The sequence below is a fragment of the Pseudomonas lijiangensis genome, assembly GCF_018968705.1.
In the GTDB taxonomy this organism is placed as follows: domain Bacteria; phylum Pseudomonadota; class Gammaproteobacteria; order Pseudomonadales; family Pseudomonadaceae; genus Aquipseudomonas; species Aquipseudomonas lijiangensis.
In genome coordinates, this window is record NZ_CP076668.1 from 4,735,977 (window position 1) to 4,754,403 (window position 18,427).

General features: G+C 57.0%; 18 protein-coding genes. 4 read left to right on the forward strand and 14 right to left on the reverse strand.

Going from position 1 to position 18,427, the window contains the following annotated elements; all coding sequences use genetic code 11:
• Positions 1-16: 16 nt before the first annotated feature.
• The 5 genes from KQP88_RS19745 to colR form a co-directional block, all read right to left on the reverse strand.
• Positions 17-244: a hypothetical protein gene (locus KQP88_RS19745; protein WP_200986486.1), complete on the reverse strand. Its 228-nt coding sequence runs from the start codon at positions 242-244 to the stop codon at positions 17-19.
• A complete protein-coding gene (locus tag KQP88_RS19750; protein ID WP_216703980.1) occupies positions 244-966 on the reverse strand; it encodes a lipopolysaccharide kinase InaA family protein in 723 nt (240 codons plus the stop codon). The genes KQP88_RS19745 and KQP88_RS19750 overlap by 1 nt, the downstream gene beginning before the upstream one ends.
• Before the next feature lie 6 nt (positions 967-972).
• Positions 973-1,653, reverse strand: coding sequence for a class I SAM-dependent methyltransferase (locus KQP88_RS19755; RefSeq protein WP_216703981.1), 681 nt, complete (start codon positions 1,651-1,653; stop codon positions 973-975).
• Positions 1,654-1,785: 132 nt separating this feature from the next.
• The gene (locus KQP88_RS19760) at positions 1,786-3,072 is read right to left on the reverse strand and encodes a sensor histidine kinase (RefSeq protein ID WP_117183994.1); all 1,287 of its coding nucleotides are present in this window, start codon (positions 3,070-3,072) and stop codon (positions 1,786-1,788) included.
• Positions 3,062-3,745 carry a two-component system response regulator ColR gene (colR, locus tag KQP88_RS19765; RefSeq protein WP_025261685.1) on the reverse strand — a complete coding sequence of 228 codons (684 nt, stop codon included), beginning with the start codon at positions 3,743-3,745 and terminating at the stop codon, positions 3,062-3,064. The genes KQP88_RS19760 and colR overlap by 11 nt, the downstream gene beginning before the upstream one ends.
• Positions 3,746-3,906: 161 nt before the next feature.
• Between colR and KQP88_RS19770 the strand changes: the two genes are divergently transcribed.
• Positions 3,907-4,647 carry a phosphatase PAP2 family protein gene (locus KQP88_RS19770; RefSeq protein WP_216703982.1) on the forward strand — a complete coding sequence of 247 codons (741 nt, stop codon included), beginning with the start codon at positions 3,907-3,909 and terminating at the stop codon, positions 4,645-4,647.
• Here KQP88_RS19770 and uvsE read toward each other — a convergent pair.
• The 5 genes from uvsE to KQP88_RS19795 form a co-directional block, all read right to left on the reverse strand.
• Positions 4,644-5,663, reverse strand: coding sequence for a UV DNA damage repair endonuclease UvsE (gene uvsE / locus KQP88_RS19775; RefSeq protein WP_216703983.1), 1,020 nt, complete (start codon positions 5,661-5,663; stop codon positions 4,644-4,646). The two genes, KQP88_RS19770 and uvsE, sit on opposite strands and share 4 nt — an antisense overlap.
• Positions 5,664-5,830: 167 nt before the next feature.
• Complete coding sequence (gene groL, locus KQP88_RS19780) at positions 5,831-7,477, reverse strand: chaperonin GroEL (protein WP_200995570.1); 1,647 nt, start codon at positions 7,475-7,477, stop codon at positions 5,831-5,833.
• Positions 7,478-7,525: 48 nt separating this feature from the next.
• On the reverse strand, positions 7,526-7,819 hold the full coding sequence (locus KQP88_RS19785; protein ID WP_004881479.1) for a co-chaperone GroES: 294 nt from the start codon (positions 7,817-7,819) through the stop codon (positions 7,526-7,528).
• A 253-nt stretch (positions 7,820-8,072) separates the two neighbouring features.
• Positions 8,073-8,564, reverse strand: coding sequence for an FxsA family protein (locus tag KQP88_RS19790; protein WP_200995568.1), 492 nt, complete (start codon positions 8,562-8,564; stop codon positions 8,073-8,075).
• Between the two features lie 67 nt (positions 8,565-8,631).
• Positions 8,632-9,363, reverse strand: a complete 732-nt coding sequence (locus tag KQP88_RS19795; RefSeq protein ID WP_200995566.1) for a HugZ family pyridoxamine 5'-phosphate oxidase — start codon at positions 9,361-9,363, stop codon at positions 8,632-8,634.
• A gap of 125 nt (positions 9,364-9,488) precedes the next feature.
• Here KQP88_RS19795 and KQP88_RS19800 point away from each other — a divergent pair, with 125 nt between their 5' ends.
• Entirely contained in the window at positions 9,489-10,247 is a 759-nt protein-coding gene (locus tag KQP88_RS19800; RefSeq protein WP_216703984.1) for an SDR family oxidoreductase, read from the forward strand.
• Positions 10,248-10,297: 50 nt separating this feature from the next.
• Here the strand turns inward: KQP88_RS19800 and KQP88_RS19805 are convergent, their stop codons facing one another.
• Positions 10,298-11,305 carry a DUF481 domain-containing protein gene (locus tag KQP88_RS19805; protein WP_200995562.1) on the reverse strand — a complete coding sequence of 336 codons (1,008 nt, stop codon included), beginning with the start codon at positions 11,303-11,305 and terminating at the stop codon, positions 10,298-10,300.
• Between the two features lie 132 nt (positions 11,306-11,437).
• On the opposite strand from KQP88_RS19805, the gene KQP88_RS19810 reads away from it, so the two are divergent.
• Both KQP88_RS19810 and KQP88_RS19815 read left to right on the forward strand, forming a co-directional pair.
• On the forward strand, positions 11,438-11,794 hold the full coding sequence (locus tag KQP88_RS19810) for an MGMT family protein (RefSeq protein WP_198728954.1): 357 nt from the start codon (positions 11,438-11,440) through the stop codon (positions 11,792-11,794).
• Positions 11,795-11,848: 54 nt separating this feature from the next.
• Positions 11,849-13,402 carry an AmpG family muropeptide MFS transporter gene (locus KQP88_RS19815; protein ID WP_198728955.1) on the forward strand — a complete coding sequence of 518 codons (1,554 nt, stop codon included), beginning with the start codon at positions 11,849-11,851 and terminating at the stop codon, positions 13,400-13,402.
• A gap of 35 nt (positions 13,403-13,437) precedes the next feature.
• Here the strand turns inward: KQP88_RS19815 and KQP88_RS19820 are convergent, their stop codons facing one another.
• From KQP88_RS19820 to KQP88_RS19830, 3 genes are all read right to left on the reverse strand, one after another.
• Complete coding sequence (locus KQP88_RS19820) at positions 13,438-14,136, reverse strand: permease (RefSeq protein ID WP_253950506.1); 699 nt, start codon at positions 14,134-14,136, stop codon at positions 13,438-13,440.
• Positions 14,137-14,238: 102 nt separating this feature from the next.
• Positions 14,239-14,937 (reverse strand): permease, encoded by a 699-nt coding sequence (locus tag KQP88_RS19825; RefSeq protein ID WP_253950507.1) that lies wholly within the window; start codon positions 14,935-14,937, stop codon positions 14,239-14,241.
• Between the two features lie 8 nt (positions 14,938-14,945).
• Positions 14,946-18,329, reverse strand: a complete 3,384-nt coding sequence (locus KQP88_RS19830) for a T6SS effector BTH_I2691 family protein (RefSeq protein WP_216703985.1) — start codon at positions 18,327-18,329, stop codon at positions 14,946-14,948.
• Between the last annotated feature and the right edge of the window lie 98 nt (positions 18,330-18,427).

Sequence of the window (18,427 nt, forward strand, 5' to 3'; positions counted from 1 at the left end):
GGAGTTGAAGTCTATTTCAACCTTTTGGACCGGCCCCCTGGGCCAGGCTGTACATCAATAGCAATAAATCATGATCCGGCTTTACGGCTGCCACGCTTTTCAATGCACGCGGCAACGGGCAGTGCCCTTCACCGTTCTGAACACTGAGAATCTTGGTCGATGGCTGCTCCCAGGCTGCCACGGCAACAGTTGCCGTTGCCAGCGCACCTACGACAAACAAACCTCTAGCCATTTCAAGTTTCATCACTCCAGACCCTTGATAGTGCTGCCAAACACCGAATGGTAAAAATAGACGAGCTTTTGCCAGTCTGCTGTCTCGAATGACGAATGGCGTCGAAACTGTTTCATATCATGCTGGGCAGCACCCTGGGCGGTGAAGCGACGGCGGGCCTTTTCCAGGTCCAGCAGCGCAACTTCCACTTCGGCCTGCGGGCCCTCGCCGCTCACGCGCACGAATACATGCTTGCTGTAGAGGCAACTGTGTTGCCAGCGCGCCCTGTGCATCCGCGCCAGGGTCGTGCCTATTTCCTTGAGCAGTCGCTCATGCAGCAACTCGCCGCAACGCTCGCGACCACCATTGGCATACCACTGGTCGAGGTCCTCGAAACCGTCCAGCGCAGCCGTGACCAGCAAGGCACGCCACTCGTTGTTCTGATCACGCTCGGCGCCGCAGAACACTATTTCAGGGACGCCAACGTTGACCTGCCGCAGGCCTTCGATTGCATCACGCTCACGCAGGACTGTCGGACGACCCAACGGATACATCAAACTGCGATAGGTATGGCCTGTCTGGCGTTTGCTGTAAAGCATCGGGCCTTCGCCGCCATAAATCCGCTGAACACCGCTTTCACCACCACGACGAACATTGGGTTCTTCCACCCATTCACCGCGCATGTTCCAGAAGTGGCCGAAGCGGCTCTCTTTTTTGGAGACTCGCATCGTTTTCCCTAAAGTCTGAACATTCATCCCGTACTACCTTTTACGCAGTAAATAGACTCGCCACATGGCGTAAAACGGTAAGAAATCCAGGCGTTCCTGAATCCGGAAACCCGCCGTCTCGAATTCGGCTTCGACAGTTTCAACCGGTAACACAAAACGATTCTGGTAACTTTCAGCCCCACTTTTGCGCTGTCGATGCAGCTCAAGGCGCTTGCGTTTCCAGGCTTTGAAATTGCCATCAACCCACAAGGAAACAATCACACTGTCACGAGTGACACGCTGAAACTCCCGCAATAGAGACATTCTATGCTCGGCCTGCCCAACATGGTGCAGCAGCCGCATGCAGAAGATGCTGTCCACGGCGTTTTCGGGCAGATCGATTGCAAAGGCAGATGTCTGCAAAGGTTGTACCCTTTTCACGACATGCCCAGGCTGAGACTCCAGAGCGGTGTTGAGCATGTCGGCAGAATTGTCGGCCCCGATGATCGAGCGGTTGGTCTTTTCGGCCAGCAAAGGCCAGAAACGACCAGCGCCACAAGGCAGATCAAGTACAAGCCCGGGGTCTCCCGCCAGATGCAGGGCCTTTCTGGCCAGTTGCTCATCCCGATAGTGAGACAGCCTGCGTGACAGTCCGTGCTGATGTTTTTCCAGATACTCCCGTGCATGATCCTTGTTGTACTTGCGCGAGAACTTGAGCTCGATGCGCTTGTTCATGGGGAGGCATCTCATGATTCTTGTCGAGGCCAGCCTAATGGGTAGCCTGTCATCATCAAGTCATGCAGATGTGAAAAAAATGTTCTCTGGGAGCAGAGAACATTTCAAGATATTACAACCAGCATTTATCCATCAGGACTTGGTCACCAGGCTCACCTTGAACCGGCAGCCATGGGGCTCCATGGGCGTAAGCCCCACACTCCAGCCCTGATTCGCACAGATCCGCTGCACCAGAGACAGCCCCAGTCCAAGACCTTCGCCGCGCTGTTCATTGCCTCGCACAAAAGGCTCGAACATGGCTTCGCGTTTTTCTTCGGGAATACCGACACCACTGTCTTCCACGATGAAACCGTCTTCCAGCAAGGTCAGGGCGATAAAGCCATGGTCGGTGTAATGCAGCGCATTGCGCAGCAGGTTACCCATCACCGCATGCAGAAAGGTGGCGTTGTAACGCACTTCGGTGGTCTGGTCGGTTTCTGGCGGGTTGTAGATCAGTTGCAGGCCTTTGCCTTCGATCGGTCCACGCCACAAGGCGACCAGTTGCTCGGCAACGGCACCAAGAGTGGCGCGTGGCGTCATGGCCGGGTCCTCGCGCTGGGTGCGAGCCAGCATCAGGAAGGTCTGCACCAAGTCGCGCATTTCTTCACAGGCCCTGGCAATACGCTCCACCTGTCTTCTGGCCCGCTGGTCGAGGGCCGGGTTTTCCAGCAGCAATTCACAGGAGCTGGCGAGCACCATCAAAGGCGTGCGCAGTTCATGGCTCACATCGCTGGTAAACATCCGCTCCCGTATCAGCGCCTGCCTGAGGCGGCCGAGGGTGGCATCGAAAGCCACGGCCAGCTCACCGACTTCGTCGGCGGCATAGTCGGGAGCCAGTGGCGGGGCCAGTCCCAATAGCTGGTCACGATGGCGAACCTGACGGGCCAGACGCACCACAGGGGCCATGACGCGACGGGCCAGCACCCAGCCCAGAAATACGGCCAGCGCCAGCGCCAGGACGAACCCCACCAGCACGACAGCAAACAGGATACGCTCGCGCTCTTCGAAATCGCTCTGGTCCTGCAGCAAGGCGTAATGCCTGCCGTCTACCACCTCGATCATGGCGTGGTAGGACAAGGGACCACGAAACACCTCATGAAAACCCGGCTCCAGATGGCGCAGGTCCTTGGGCAGGTCGAAATCCCCGGGACCGTTGCTGAAGTAGAACAGTTGGTCCGGCTTGGGGCGATGGCTCCAGTCGCTGACGCTGTCCATCAGCATCAGGCGATTGAGATCCCCTCCAAGCCCCGCGGAAATCAGTTTTTCCTCAACCAGGTGAACCGTGGAAATGATCCCCACGGCGAAGGATCCGGCGACCAGCGCACTCATCAGGGCAAATGCGATGATGATCCGCTGGGCAAGGCTCTGTTTAAACTCCATCCTTGCCCTCGGCCAGACGATAGCCGACACCATGTACGGTTTGCAGCAGCGGTTTGGGGAAAGGTTTGTCGATCACCTGGCGCAACTGATGCACATGGCTGCGCAAGCTGTCGCTGTCCGGGCAGTCGTCGCCCCACAGGGCTTCTTCAAGTACCTCGCGACGCAGCACATGAGGACTCTTCTGCATCAGGACCGCCAGAAGCTTCAGGCCTACCGGGTTGAGCTTGAGCATGCGGCCATCACGTGTGACTTCCAGCGTATCGAGGTCATAGACCAGATCCGCGACCTGCAAAGTGCGCCGCCCTCCTCCCTGGGCACGACGCAGCACCGCCTCGATACGCGCCGCCAGCTCGGAAAGCGCGAAAGGTTTGAGCAGGTAGTCGTCGGCACCGGAGCGGAAGCCCTGCAAGCGGTCATCCAGTTGATCCCGCGCAGTGAGCATGATCACAGGGGTGTCACGCCGCGCATCTTCGCGCAGGCGTTTGCACAAGGTATAGCCATCGATGCCGGGCAGCATGATGTCGAGCACGATCAGGTCATAGTGTTCGGTCGCGGCCAGATGCAATCCAGAGAGGCCATCCTGCGCGCAGTCGACGGTATAGCCTTTCATACCCAGATAATCGGCAAGGTTCGCCAGGATGTCGCGGTTATCTTCGACCAGAAGAATTCGCATGGTAGGCACTCTCATATGCAATTTGGGCTGGCGCAGCTTAAGGCGAAGTCAGTCTCAGGGCCAGTACCACATGGCTTTACGTTTTTTTCACTTTATGTGGCAGAAACTGCCGCGTCCCCCGTTACAGCCGTCGGGGCCTTTGCAATTGAACTGGATTCGCCATGTCGACACCCGCAACCCTGCCACACTCTCGCCCGCTCAATCTCTGGATCTATCTGGGTATTCCCTTTGCAACTGCCCTGATTCTCATGCTGCTGGAACTGACCTCCCTGGACATGAGCCTCGCTCGTCTGGTTTATGACCCGCAGGCGGGCGACTTCATCGGCAGGCACAGCTATTTTCTCGAAGACATTCTGCACGACCGCGCCAAGCAGGTCGTCATTGGCCTGGCGGTCGCCTCGATGCTTCTTTTCGCGGCCTCGTTCAAGGTCGGACGCTTGATGCCATGGCGCCGCGAGCTGGGTTGTCTGGTGCTTTCCATGGCGCTTTCGACCGGCTTCGTGACACCGGTAAAAGTCATCACTTCAGTGCAATGCCCCTGGAGCCTCACTGAATTTGGCGGCAAGGAAACCTACAGCGAACTGCTTGCTTCACGCCCTGAAACGGACAAGCCAGGCCGCTGCTGGCCGGGCGGTCATGCCGCTACCGGATTCACCCTGTTCGCGCTGTTTTTCATGTTTCGTGATCGCAAGCCTCGCATGGCGAAAGCCGGACTGGTCCTGGCTTTGAGCCTGGGATCGATCTTTTCCATCGGCCGCATGCTGCAAGGCGCGCACTTCTTCTCCCACAACGTCTGGACGGCGGTGTTCTGCTGGCTGATCTGCCTGGGCGCGTATTACTTCATTCTGTACAGACCGGATAAAAGCACCCAGGCAGAACAAAGCCTGCTCGCGAAGCCTTAAGCCATGTACTGGTTGTAGTAATCCAGCGTGGCCACATTCTTGTGCTTGGACTCGAACATGACGTCGAAGCGGTCAAGAAAAAGGGTCACGTATTCGTTGGTCCAGCGGTTCCACATCATGCCGCTGTGGCCATAGAGGTCACGTTTGGAGAGGACTTGCATCAGCGAGTCCATTTCCAGTTTCTGCTCGGCGCTGAATCCCAGCTCCTGCAGACGCTCCTGAGGTTGAGAGTAATGCATGGTCGGGCGCACGCCACGCCAGCTTTCGATGATGCGCTCGACGCGAGGCGACTGGGCAGATATGTAGTCATCCTCATGGATCCAGCAGTGATGCACATCCAGAACCACGGGCGCCAGATCGGCTAACCCGATGCAGTCGTCCACGCCGTAAGTCTTTTCGTCGTTCTCGAACGTGATGCAGTTCTGCGCTTCTTTCGACAGGCGCGACCAGATCGAGCGAATCCCCTCGGCACCCAGTCGACCGGCAATGTGGATGTTGCATTTGAAATCCTGGAACTGCCGCCCGTAACCCATCATGCGGATCATGTCGGCGTGATACTCGAATTCGGCCAGGCTGTTCTCGACCACCTCAGGCTTGTCGGACCCCAGCACACAATATTGGCCCGGGTGCATGGACAAGCGGATTCCGGCAGCACGCGCCGCAGCGCCAATGGCAGCAAAGCCTTTGATGAGAGTCGACTGAATGTCCGGCTGGCGGTAGAACGCGCAGACTTTCGGGTGACTGTAGAACGGCAACAGGTCACTGCTCAGGCGCAACATTTTCAGGGCGTCAGGCAAGGTCGCCACATAAGCCAGCAAGCGCAACTGGGCTTCGAGGTTGTGGTCGATGATTTCTATCAGCTTGGCGTGAGCCACTTCGGTGGAAACGCTCTCCATCCAGCGCAACGTGGTCGTGCGCGGGTTCAAGGCCGATTCAATGGTTTTCAGCTCACCAGCCGACAGGTTGCGTTGAGGGTGGCGATACTGGCATGCAAAACCGATCCGAGCAGTGGACATGGCAATCCTGAAATCCGAATGAATGGTGCTCAGACTATCAGGCAGGTAAAAGCGTTCGCTATCCATGCTGGCTTTTTAGCGGTATCGAGTCGCATGACAGAAACCCGAAAACAAAGAACCCTGCACAAGGCAGGGTTCTTCGTGGTGTCGCTCAGGGTAAGGCTGGCTTACATCATGCCGCCCATGCCACCCATACCGCCCATGTCTGGCATGCCGCCGCCAGCCGATGGCTTGTCTTCAGGCACGTCAGCGATCATCGCTTCGGTGGTGATCATCAAGCTGGCGATGGAGGATGCTGCCTGCAGAGCAGAACGAGTCACTTTGGCCGGGTCCAGGATACCCAGGTCGATCATGTCGCCGTATTCGCCGGTAGCAGCGTTGTAACCGAAGTTACCCGAACCCTGCTTGACCTTGTCGACAACAACGCTTGGCTCGTCACCGGAGTTGGCAACGATCTGACGCAGTGGAGCTTCTACAGCGCGACGCAGCAGAGCGATACCGACGTTCTGATCGGCGTTGTCGCCTTTCAGCTCGGAGATGGCCTGCAGGGAGCGAACCAGAGCAACGCCACCGCCAGGTACCACGCCTTCTTCAACGGCTGCACGGGTAGCGTGCAGGGCGTCTTCAACGCGGGCTTTCTTCTCTTTCATTTCGACTTCGGAACCGGCGCCGACCTTGATCACTGCAACGCCGCCAGACAGCTTGGCCAGACGCTCTTGCAGTTTTTCCTTGTCGTAGTCGGAGCTGGTGTCACCGATCTGCTGGCGAATCTGAGCGATGCGCGAGTCGATTTCGGTCTTGACGCCGGAGCCGTCGATGATGGTGGTGTTTTCTTTGTTCAGCACAACGCGCTTGGCATTACCCAGGTGCTCCAGGGTAGTGCTTTCCAGGCTCAGGCCGATCTCTTCGGAGATAACGGTACCGCCGGTCAGGACAGCGATGTCCTGCAGCATTGCCTTGCGACGGTCACCGAAACCTGGAGCCTTGACGGCTGCAACTTTCACGATACCGCGCATGTTGTTCACAACCAGAGTCGCCAGGGCTTCGCCTTCAACGTCTTCGGCAACGATCAGCAGAGGACGGCCAGCTTTTGCGACTGCTTCCAGAACCGGCAGCATTTCGCGAATGTTGGAGATCTTCTTGTCGACCAGCAGGATCAGCGGGCTGTCCAGCTCGGCAACCATGGTGTCCGGCTTGTTGATGAAGTACGGGGACAGGTAACCACGGTCGAATTGCATGCCTTCTACGACAGACAGTTCGTTTTCCAGACCCGAACCTTCTTCAACGGTGATAACGCCGTCTTTGGTCACTTTTTCCATGGCTTCGGCAATGATGTCGCCGATGGAGTTATCGGAGTTGGCGGAGATGGTACCCACCTGAGCGATAGCCTTGGTGTCGGTGCAAGGCTTGGACAGCTTCTTCAGCTCGGCAACGATGGCGATGGTCGCCTTGTCGATACCGCGCTTGAGGTCCATCGGATTCATGCCGGCAGCGACGGCTTTCAGGCCTTCGTTGACGATAGCCTGAGCCAGAACGGTAGCGGTGGTAGTACCGTCACCAGCGTCGTCGTTGGCACGGGAAGCAACGTCTTTGACGAGTTGCGCGCCCATGTTCTCGAAACGGTCCTTGAGTTCGATTTCCTTGGCAACCGAAACACCGTCTTTGGTGATCAGAGGAGCACCGAAGCTCTTCTCGATGATGACGTTACGGCCTTTTGGACCCAGGGTCGCTTTTACTGCATCAGCCAGGACGTTCACACCAGCGAGCATTTTTTTGCGACCGGCGTCGCCGAATTTAACTTCTTTAGCAGCCATGATCTTTATTCCTTCAATACTTTGTCGTGACGGAAATCAGCGGGGTTCTCAGCCTTCGATGACAGCGAGGATTTCGTTCTCGCTCATCACCAGCAGGTCTTCGCCGTCTACTTTCACAGTGTTGCTACCGGAGTAAGGGCCAAAAACTACTTTGTCACCCACTTTCACGGCCAGCGCACGTACTTCACCGTTGTCCAGCACGCGGCCGGTACCTACAGCGACGATCTCGCCACGGTTAGGCTTTTCAGCAGCCGAACCTGGCAGCACGATACCGCCGGCAGTTTTCGTTTCTTCTTCGCTGCGACGGATTACGACGCGGTCATGCAGAGGACGAAGCTTCATTGTCGATCTCCTGATTATGGTTTTAGAGCGCTCGGTGAACACACCGGCGTGGTTTAAAAAATCCGGTCTTGCCGGTCACGGTTCGACGAGCGAACCGCAGAATACGGTCTGGCAAAGGCCAGAAACCTTGCGGTGACCCATACATAAGGGCGAGCAAGGTGATTACAAGTCTCGCCCAGGATTTTTTTTCGTATAACAGACACTTGAAAACGAACACGGCACCCGAAGGTGCCGTGCAGACAGCTTGCGACGGTTACTTGTCGCGATGCTCGAATTCGCCTTCGATGATATCGGGCTCACGAGCCGTCTGATGAATCGCGCCGGGACGGCTGTTTGCCGGACCCTGGCTGGCCTGATGCATGTCCTCGGCGAATGCTCGCTGACGCATGGCCTGATTCTCGGCACGCTGGCGCAATTTGTCGGCCAGCATGCGGCGAGTGAACGGCAACAGGCAGATCACACCCAGAATGTCACTGATGAAGCCTGGCAGCAGAAGCAGACCGCCACCTACGGCGATCATCAGGCCTTCAAGCATCTGCTGGGCAGGAAGCTCGCCACGGGCCAGGCTTTCACGGGCACGCAACGCTGTGGCAAACCCTGCCACGCGCATCACGAACAACCCGAGCACCGAAGTACCGAGCACCAGCAGGAAGGTCCACAGGAAGCCGATGGACATGCCGACCCGCACCAGAATAAACAGCTCCAGCACCGGGAAAAGCAGAAAGAGCAGCAAAAAAACACGCATCAAATCAGTTCCTCTAAGGAAGAAGGCCTTCCAAGTAGACCGTATGTGATGTCAGAAGATCGTTAATTCAAGCGTTTTGCTCTTCAGACGACGGCCATTTCTGCACGCGAGCCAAATGAACCAAGGCTTCGCGCACTTGTGTCGGCGTATTGCAAGGCTCTGGGAATGCCAGCCAGTGGATGCCGTGACCGATGCGCAGGTGCATGCCTTCGGCATCGAGACCGACCATGTGTGCAGGCTCATTCTGCGGCAGACCGGACAATGTCACGTAATGGGCAATGGCATTGGCGTGGTCGTCATTCATGTGCTCGATCATGCGGGCTTCAACGTCCCCGAAGAACGGATTGGCCAAAGCCACGTGATCGAACCAGTAGGCGGCAGCAAAGCCGCCGATGTAGCGATAGCGCACCGGAGCCAGCACCCAGAAATCGAAATCATGGGCGGTGTGATAACTCTGCGACTTGGGGAAATAGCGGTAATAACGACGGGCAGCCGCTTCGATGGCCTGGGGGTCGGTCAGCTTGCGTGCCTCGGCCAGCAGCGTTAGACGCCCCGCCGCCTGCGCATAATCGGCTTCGCGCTCGCTCACCAGCAGGGAACACTTCGGGTCCTGGATCAGGTTTTGGGTGTGCTGAGAAATGCGGCTGATCAAGATCAGCGGCCAGCCCTGCTCGTCCAGACAGTAAGTCACTGTCGAACCGAACGGAAAGCCAGGCATGGAGCTGGAATGAGTGGACAACACAGAGCGGTACTCGTTGAGCAGCAACTCCCGGGCATTTTTAGAGGCTTTCGCGCTCATCCTGTGACTCCTTATAACGTTTTCGTCAGAATAAAGACGAACGCTCTGAAACAGCTTATAAAGTGTTGTGAATGGCATCCATGATGATTGATGCCACGGCATTGGCTTAGAGATTGGGCACGCACATGGAATTGAAAAACAAGTTAATTATTATTACGGGTGGCGGTCAGGGGCTGGGCCGTGCAATGGCCGAGTATCTGGCAGTCAAGGGCGTCAATCTGGCGCTGGTGGACCTGAACCAGGAAAAGCTCGACCAGACCGTCGCAGCCTGCAAGGCTCTGGGGGTGGAAGCTCGCGCCTATCTGGCCAACGTCGCCAATGAAGAACAGGTGACGGATACGGTTGCCAGGATAGCCGAAGACTTCAGCCCGATTCATGGCCTGATCAATAATGCCGGAATCCTGCGCGACGGCTTGTTGCTCAAGGTCAAGGACGGTGAAATTACCAAGCTGAGCCTGGCGCAATGGCAAGCCGTCATTGACGTCAACCTAACCGGCGTCTTCCTCTGCACTCGGGAAGTGGCGGCAAAAATGGTCGAGCAGAAGAGCCAGGGCGCGATCATCAATATTTCTTCGATCTCCCGCGCCGGCAACATCGGCCAGACCAACTATTCGGCCGCCAAGGCCGGGGTGGCTGCGGCAACCGTGACCTGGGCCAAGGAACTGGCACGCTATGGAATCCGGGTCGCAGGCATTGCACCGGGCTTCATCGAAACCGAAATGACCGGCAGCATGAAACCCGAAGCACTGGAAAAAATGACGTCGGCCATCCCGCTCAAGCGCATGGGCACGCCAGCCGAAATCGCGCATTCGGCGGCTTATATTCTGGAGAACGATTACTACAGCGGCAGGATTCTGGAGCTTGATGGGGCAATGAGGATATAGGCTGAGCCCCCCCACGGCATCGAGCTGCCGTGGGGGGAACGCGCCGGTTTTTACCAGCTCACACCGAAGCCAGCGGTGTAGCGAGTCTTGTCGACGTCGCCATTATCCGAACCGCTGATGATGTTTCTCTCGGCCTTGAGGTTGAGGGATGCCCAGTCGGTGACCTTGTAACGCAGCCCCGCTTCGACATCCATCGAGTAGTCGGCCACGCCACTGAGAGGCTTGCCCACTTCGCCGTTGGTGAAGAACTCGAACTTCTTGCCCACCAGATAACGGTTGTAATCCCAGGTACCGGCGACCGCATAGAAGTTCTCCTTGTCACCGTTGGAGAACTCGAAGTCGGTGCGGTTAAGCAGCGCTCCCACCTTGAATGCACCCAGTTCGTCATCCCAGAACTGATAACCGGGACCGGTACCGACGGTACGCTGACGGGTGAGGTCTTCGATCTTGTCACGCTTGTAAGTGATACGCGCATCCCAGAACAGCTTCTCGGTCAGGAAGCGGTCCAGGGAGTATTCGGCGCTCCAGTTGTTGGTGCTGACCGCCTCGTCAGTCGTCTCGCGGTTGTAGTCGCCCTTGGCGTTATGCCGCCACTGACCATGGCGTGCCGAGGTCTTGAAGGCCACGTTGTAGTCGTTGGTATCGTTCTCGGCTCGCTGGAAATCCAGGGCGGCATCGACATTACCCTTCCAGACCAGGTCGGTGATGACCGGCTTGGGCTTGATGATTTGCTGGATACTGGCCAGCTCCACGGTTTTCGGCGCTTCACCGTTGACCAGTACGACCTTGCCGTCATCGCCAGCTTTCAGCGACTTGGCGACTTCGCCTGTGTACTGATCCTGCTTGATCAGCAAGGGCTGATCGCTTTCGAGGGTCTTGACCTGTTTCCAGTCCAGAGGCACGGAACCGCCATAAGGCGTTTCGATGAGCAGCTTGCCGCCATCGAAAACTTTGATCGTACCGCTCAACCGGTCACCGTTCTTCAACCAGACAGTATCGGCAAGCAGTGGAGTGGAAATCGAGGTTATTGCGAGGCACAACAGGGTTCTGGACAACATAAGCGACTACTAGGCTCTGTTAAGCGGAGAATCGGGCATTATCCTGCAGGCCAGCAGGACGACGTCAGGTATCAATGACAGTAAGATATTTCCGTAGTTCCCGTACCCAAGCTTTTAAACAGGAATAAAAACGTGATCCCTGCCGCGCCAGAACATGAAGATCCTGCCGGGCTTTCTCCCGCAGAGGCCCGCCGTACAGCGCTCTACCTCACACTTGAGCAGGTACCGGAAGGCAAGGTCGTCAGTTATGGGCAATTGGCCGAACTGGCCGGACTGGGAAAAGCGGCACGTTGGGTCGGGCGCACGTTGAGCCAGCTTCCACAAGGCACTTCACTGCCCTGGCATCGGGTATTAGGGGCTGGCGGCAGGCTCAGCCTGCCACTGGGCAGCGTCTCAGGTGACGAACAGCGTGCCCGCTTGCGTGCAGAAGGCCTTACCATCCGTAACAATCGGGTCGATATGCAGCGCCATGGCTGGCGTCCCACGTAGCACAGCGGTTAGAGTGCGCCCTTTGTTTTCGCAACCTGAGGCAGTTTCCAGCCCATGCCCCGTAAAACCTGGCGCGCCGCGCTCGCCGCCTATGCCAGCCCCTCGACATTAGTATTGCTGTTGCTTGGTTTCGCAGCGGGCATGCCGTACATGCTGGTCTTCTCAACGCTGTCGGTCTGGTTGCGCGAAGCCGGTGTCGCCCGCGAAACCATCGGTTATGCCAGCCTCATCGGTCTGGCCTACGCCTTCAAATGGGTCTGGTCGCCATTACTCGACCAATGGCGCCTGCCCTTGCTCGGGAAACTGGGCCGCAGACGTTCCTGGCTGGTCCTTTCACAGGCGCTGGTGATGCTGGGCCTGATCGGCATGGGCTTTTGCGATCCGCAGCAGCATCTTTCCTGGTTGATCGCCATTGCCGTGGTCGTGGCCTTTGCTTCTGCGACCCAGGATATCGCCATCGATGCCTATCGCCTGGAAATCGCTCAGGACACCCAGCAGGCAGCCCTGGCCGCCAGCTACATGTCCGGTTACCGGGTCGCGGCGCTGCTCTCCACTGCCGGCGCACTGTATTTCGCAGAAGGTTTCGGCTCGACAGGGTTCTCTTACAAGCACTCGGCCTGGACCGGGACCTACGTGCTGTTCGGCCTGCTGATGCTGCCCGCTCTGGTGACCACCTTCATCATGCGTGAACCGCCCGTGCCGCTGCGCACCCAGTTGTCGGCAGCGCGCTACGGTTTTGTGCATCAACTGGCATCGGTATTCGTGCTGATCGTGCTGCTGGTTTCCGTGCCGGCCATGTTCACCCAGCTCTACAACACCGACTTCGCCAGCGTATTGTTCGAGGGCAGCAGCTGGATGGACCTGCTGATGGAAGACCGGGCCTTCCTGCGTTCCATCCTGTATATCCTGCTCACCATCGCCTGCCTGTCCTCCATGGGACGACGCGGCCTAGCGCCCGTGCTGACCCCCGTCAACGACTTCATCATGCGCTATCGCTGGCAAGCCTTTATCCTGCTGGGCCTGATCGCGACCTATCGCATGTCCGACACGGTAATGGGCGTCATGGCCAACGTGTTCTACATCGATCAGGGCTTCACCAAAGACCAGATTGCCAGCGTCAGCAAGATCTTCGGCCTGATCATGACCCTGCTGGGCGCGGGCGTGGGCGGTCTGTTGATCGTGCGCTTCGGCATCATGCCGATCCTGTTCATCGGGGGCCTGAGCTCGGCGGCGACCAATATCCTGTTCCTGCTCCTGGCCGACATGGGGCCGAACCTGAAAATGCTGGTGCTGACCATTTCCCTGGACAACCTGAGTTCCGGGCTGGCCACCTCCGCCTTCGTGGCTTACCTGTCGAGCCTGACCAACCTCAAGTTCTCCGCCACTCAATACGCCCTGCTCAGCTCGATCATGCTGCTGCTGCCACGCTTGATCGGTGGTTACTCAGGGGTCATGGTAGAGAAATTCGGCTACCACAACTTCTTCCTCATTACCGCCCTGCTGGGCGTGCCGACCTTGCTGATGATCATCCTGCAGTGGAGCAAGGAAATTCGTACAGCAGCCCGGCAGGACGAGCCTGAAAAGGCCGTGGCTGACCAACCGCAATGATCCAAAGCCCGGTGCATCAGACACCGGGCTTTTTTTTACCACTCCCAGTCTTTCTCCATGTACTCGGCCGTGGGAGGAAGGACGGAATGCAGGAATTGCAGGTACTGCTCGAATAACTCTTTATTGGGGAAACGCGCTTCAAATCCCAGCGTGATGTCCGTGCGATGGGTGATGATCATGGAGCGTTTCCGATCCACCGTGACAAAGTTGTACTCGTTCCAGGGCAGGCTTTCCTCGTTGTGAATCGGGTTCTGCCAATTCAGCAAAGTACGCGCTGCCCCGATTGACATGGCGGCAGGTCCGATCAGGAAGAGCAGCGAGCCGGTGACGAGCGCGACGCCGAGAAAGAGCAGGATGGTGAAAATGGCGATGCCTTTGAAGAGCGGGCCAGCGAAGTCCGGGTAGTGAAGGAAGTATTCGACAGAGCCTGACTGGCTTTTAATGTGGTAGTTAAATACCGTTTTCTGTCTGACTGCAAACACAATCAAATAAGTTGCGAATAGTGCGCACGCACAGCCTGCACCAATAAGCAGGCTCAGAGCCTCAGGCAGACTATCCCACATTAGCCACAGACAATAAAGAAAAGGAAGAAGGCCTGATACGACTACTGCAATATGAGCTTTTATAAACTCCTTTGGGGGGCAAGCGATTGTTTTGGCGCTCCACACCATGACAGATGTATCGGTGCAAGATGATGCGCTCTGCTCTGCGCTGCAAGCGACCATATGATTCATGGCGTTTATCACTCCAAAAAAGAACAGACACGGTTTGATTCTTCGCTGACAAAAACAAGAATGTTATTTTCTTGCAATACTGTTTCTTAAGCAGCTCGCATTTCACCACTCCCAATCTTTCTCCATATACTCGGCCGTTGGCGGCAGGACGGAATGCAGGAATTGCAGGTACTGCTCGAACAGCTCCTTGTTGGGGAAACGCGCTTCAAATCCCAGCGTGATATCCGTGCGATGGGTGATGATCATGGAGCGTTTCCGATCCACCGTGACAAAGTTGTACTCGTTCCAGGGCAGGCTTTCCTCGTTGTAAATCTTGTTTTCCCAGGTCAATAGAGTTCGTGCAGCACCGAGTGAAATGGCGGCTGGGCCGACCAGGAAGAGCAGCGAACCGGTGACAAGCGCGACGCCGAGAAAGAACAGGATGGTGAAAATGGCGATGCCTTTGAAGAGCGGGCCTGCGAAGTCCGGGTAGTGAAGGTAGTGTTCGACAGAGCCTGACTGGGTTTTTATGTGGTAGTTGAAGATGGTCTTTTGCCTTATTACAAGCATGATCATGTAGGTTAAAGATGTAACGGATACGCAAACGAAGCTTATAAAATATCCTGCACTTTCATTTATTGCATCCCACATTAACCATGCAAAATAAGCAAGAAGCGCAAGAGCCCCAATTATATAAGAGACTTGGAATCTCATGAATTCCTTTGGCGGGCAGTTGATTGTTTTGATGCTCCACATCATGACAGATGTATCGGTGCAGGAAGTTGGGTTCTGCTCTGTGCGGCAGGTTGTCATATGAGTCATACGATTTCTTATTCCGGAAGCGCAAGGGTCAGCGCGTGGGCACGGCTGTATTTATTGACTTCAAGTTGCGTGAGGGTTGAGCCATCGACCACGATGCTGCCCTCCTGGCTTAGCTCTATCTGGTAAAGATAGCTTTGAGCCTTTTCACCCGAAACACCGACGGCCTTCGGGTACCAGATTTGCAGCTCGATATAGGAGGCCTCTTCCGCGAGCGGCACCCAGGTTTGCCAGACAACATCCTCGCCCGCAGGAAAACTCGGAAAATACAGATCCGAAGGTTTATAGGGCTTTTGCTCATTGCCGATCCTGCCGAACGCCTTGAGCGGGGTAAACCTGCCAAGCTCTTCAAATTTATCGGCAATGGGCCTATTGCTTTGCACCGTGGGCAGTAAACCGAAAGGTCGAGTACTGCTGATCACGTTAAGCTGAACCCATTGCCCGCGTAAGGCCTCAGGAAGTCGTATTTGTATCCAGGCCCCGTTTTGTACAGGGACATCTACATACCCGAATTCGACTATATATTTCTGCCGGTACTCAACCGTGCTTTTAACCAAAACTTGCGGGCTCAACTGGATTTCCAGTAAAGCGCGTTTTTCTTCAGCTTCTCCTTCTTGAGTTTCCGCATGGCGATGTTCCGACGAGTGTGACCAGCAGCACTTTCGCAACCACCAGCCGACACTGTCTTGCTTGAAGTAGTTCAAGGCAAGGCTGGCAATTAAATAAAGTGCCCCGATGACTAAAAGAGCTACCGCGAACCACGAACTCATTACAATAGCAACGAGCGTCTTGGATAAACCTAACCCGGCAATCAATTGAAAAGAACCGCCAACTCCCATCAAAACGACAGCAAACCCTTTTACAGATAGCGCGATTTTTTCCTCTGACGTCTTGGCACTCTTGTGATCATCCCAGATGTCCCAAAGCTCCAACACCGCCGCCACCACCGCAAACGCGCCCATCGCCACCACCGTGACCCTGAACCCGCGAATCGCATCCCCCCAGACCTTATTCCCCTGGGCTTTCCAATAGGCAGAAGAACGATCCAGTATCCCTACGCTCTTACCGTCGATAAGCACCGGCTTCGCCTCCCGAATCACCGCCCAAGGCGCTTCAACAAACACCGCCATCAACAGGTTGAAGCTGTAACCCAGGCTGTAACCGACCTTGGCGATGTCCTTGGCGCTGAAGTCGCCATCGCGGGTCAGGTCCTGGTAGAGCACGGCGGTGTTGATGAAGTTGATGAGGATGACGCCCCAGGTGATCGCGGCACCCAAGCCTCCCAGGCGTTCGCTCCAGGCCTTGGCGCGGGTGTGCCAGTCCTTGGCGACGTCCAGGCCGGATTTTAAGAAGGCGCGGATTTCCTCTTGCAGCAACTGGGCGTACTGGTTGTTCTGGAAGTCCAGCAGCACCGGGATGTTCAGTTCATGCCGGCGCAGGGCGTCCAGCTGTGATTGCAGCTGGCGCGCCAGGTGTCGGCGCTCCCGGGGATCGAGGGGATAGAGCCAGTTGTGGCGGGTGTCGTCGATCTGTTTGACCAGAAGACGCTGCTCGCGCTTCCACTGTTTGAGCCGGGAGGCGATCTGGTCGTCGAGGCGGATCCGCTCCGGCGCATTGATCAGTATCTGGCCGATCATGAAGTTACGGATCAAGGCTCCGAGATTCTGACCCTTGCCCAGGGCCAGACGGCTGTCCACCGGCACCCAGGCCAGCAGCATGTTTTCGGCAATCGTCTTGCCTGCTCCGCCCGCCAGTTCGCGCAGGGCCTTGAAGGTGTCCTGTACCGGTTGCTTGAGCTTTTTCATCCAGGGCGCGTCGGCGAAACCCTGATGATTGAGCACGGCATTGAGTTCACCGGCGCGGGTGGCCAGGTTGGTGAGGTCGCCAAGGCCGTTGAGCAGCGCGTTGGCTTCCTGGTGCAGGGCTTCCTTGAGGGCAGGAGAAAATCCGTAGCGCATCGTCCCGAACAGGCTGCTGCCGCTGGCTTCCTGCTCGGCCAGCCAGGCACTGGCCTGCTGATCCTGTGCGTACACGACCAGCAGGTGGGTCATGACGGTTTGCAGGTACAGCAGGGTATTGGGGTTGGTGGTATCGATAAACAGCCGGCGCGGGTCATTGCCCAGATGTTCGGCCCAGGCCTGAAAGTCGGACTGTGTATCGCGCACCTGTTGCAGCAGGGTTTCGCTGAGAGGCAGGTGTTCTTGCAGATAGGCGCGTGCGCCTTCGAGGTCGACTTCGCGACGCCACTTTTCACGATCCTTCCAGGCCTGACGATCTTCCTGGGACGGGTAGCGGCCATAGCGGGCACGCAACGTATTGCGCATGTCCACACTCTTGAACATGTCGCCGGTGCCCAAATAGCCACCCAGCGAGTTGCCATGCAGGGTCTGCATGTCCTCCAGGTCCATCTGATCGAAACAGGTTTCCAGCTCGCTCAGGTACTGCTGCGTCTTGAGGCGGTCATCGCGCACCGATTCGGGTAAGTGTTGCGGGTCACTATTGGCACCGCAGAGCAGCGTCACGGTCTGGGCCATCTGCAGTTTGTGCTCGTGCTCCTGTTGCCAGGTCTGAAAAGCCGCCTGATCCCCCGCCAGTTGCAGGCCCAGGTCGTTGAGCACGCCCAGCGGGTCGTCCAGGGCGATCAGCAGCGAGCTGTATTTGTCCGGAACGCTGCCCAGCCAGTACACGTCAGCCCCGGGCGGGGTCACGATCGATTTTGCGACTGGGTCCTGAGGTTCAGGCGCAGCGGTGGGGATGGACGAATCGGCAAAACGGTTGTCTTCGACCACGTATTCCTTGTCGATATCGGCCACGGCGGCGGCCAGATCCAGCAGGGGCAAAGCGCCGGGTTCGTTCAGGGTGGTGCAGAAACGCGCCAGGTCCACCGGCTTCATCCACAAGGCACGGCTGTCGGCATGGGAGCGCATGTGCTCGCAGAGGCGCCAGGTCCATTGCACCGGGGAAAAAGCCAGGTGCAGGCGGTGTTTGCGGGGATACAGCAGATAGGGTTTGCCGTCGCCCTCCCCGTGGCGAACATCCTGCCCTTGATGGGCTGGAGTCCAGACGATACGCGTCAGGCAGGCATCGACGCCCGAGAATATGTACTCATGAAAGGTGCCAGCCGTTTCGTCGAACACATAGACATAGCCCTCATAGAGCTGGCGCAAGGTGTAATTGCGGGTCTTGAGCCTGGGCAAGGCGTTCCAACGGCCCTGCGCAGGCAAGGGCTTGAGCTGTTCGGGGGCGACATCGTAACGGGAGCGATCCAGGGCGTAGCGCACCGGAACAATCGCCACGTCCGGCCCCTTGAAGGGGCACAGGCTGGTGGCGGTGGAAAGGGTCTTTTCGAAGCGGGTTGCACGCCGTTGTTGAAGGGTGCCGTATTTTTCAGTCATCTGCCGCGCCCGTGGTGGTGACGAGCAACATCGCTCGTGCCTGGGTGCGGCTTGCATCAAGAGTCATGCCTTCTTTAATTTAAATATATAAATCAATA

Excerpts from the sequence above, each read along its gene's own strand:
- groL (WP_200995570.1), bottom strand. The coding sequence starts at position 7,477 with ATGGCTGCTAAAGAAGTTAAATTCGGCGACGCCGGTCGCAAAAAAATG.
- KQP88_RS19745 (WP_200986486.1), bottom strand. The coding sequence starts at position 244 with ATGAAACTTGAAATGGCTAGAGGTTTGTTTGTCGTAGGTGCGCTGGCA.
- KQP88_RS19785 (WP_004881479.1), bottom strand. The coding sequence starts at position 7,819 with ATGAAGCTTCGTCCTCTGCATGACCGCGTCGTAATCCGTCGCAGCGAA.
- KQP88_RS19825 (WP_253950507.1), bottom strand. The coding sequence starts at position 14,937 with ATGACTCATATGACAACCTGCCGCACAGAGCAGAACCCAACTTCCTGC.
- KQP88_RS19805 (WP_200995562.1), bottom strand. The coding sequence starts at position 11,305 with ATGTTGTCCAGAACCCTGTTGTGCCTCGCAATAACCTCGATTTCCACT.
- colR (WP_025261685.1), bottom strand. The coding sequence starts at position 3,745 with ATGCGAATTCTTCTGGTCGAAGATAACCGCGACATCCTGGCGAACCTT.
- KQP88_RS19770 (WP_216703982.1), top strand. The coding sequence starts at position 3,907 with ATGTCGACACCCGCAACCCTGCCACACTCTCGCCCGCTCAATCTCTGG.
- KQP88_RS19795 (WP_200995566.1), bottom strand. The coding sequence starts at position 9,363 with ATGAGCGCGAAAGCCTCTAAAAATGCCCGGGAGTTGCTGCTCAACGAG.
- KQP88_RS19760 (WP_117183994.1), bottom strand. The coding sequence starts at position 3,072 with ATGGAGTTTAAACAGAGCCTTGCCCAGCGGATCATCATCGCATTTGCC.
- KQP88_RS19755 (WP_216703981.1), bottom strand. The coding sequence starts at position 1,653 with ATGAACAAGCGCATCGAGCTCAAGTTCTCGCGCAAGTACAACAAGGAT.
- uvsE (WP_216703983.1), bottom strand. The coding sequence starts at position 5,663 with ATGTCCACTGCTCGGATCGGTTTTGCATGCCAGTATCGCCACCCTCAA.
- KQP88_RS19800 (WP_216703984.1), top strand. The coding sequence starts at position 9,489 with ATGGAATTGAAAAACAAGTTAATTATTATTACGGGTGGCGGTCAGGGG.
- KQP88_RS19790 (WP_200995568.1), bottom strand. The coding sequence starts at position 8,564 with ATGCGTGTTTTTTTGCTGCTCTTTCTGCTTTTCCCGGTGCTGGAGCTG.
- KQP88_RS19750 (WP_216703980.1), bottom strand. The coding sequence starts at position 966 with ATGAATGTTCAGACTTTAGGGAAAACGATGCGAGTCTCCAAAAAAGAG.
- KQP88_RS19820 (WP_253950506.1), bottom strand. The coding sequence starts at position 14,136 with ATGAATCATATGGTCGCTTGCAGCGCAGAGCAGAGCGCATCATCTTGC.
- KQP88_RS19830 (WP_216703985.1), bottom strand. The coding sequence starts at position 18,329 with ATGACTGAAAAATACGGCACCCTTCAACAACGGCGTGCAACCCGCTTC.
- KQP88_RS19815 (WP_198728955.1), top strand. The coding sequence starts at position 11,849 with ATGCCCCGTAAAACCTGGCGCGCCGCGCTCGCCGCCTATGCCAGCCCC.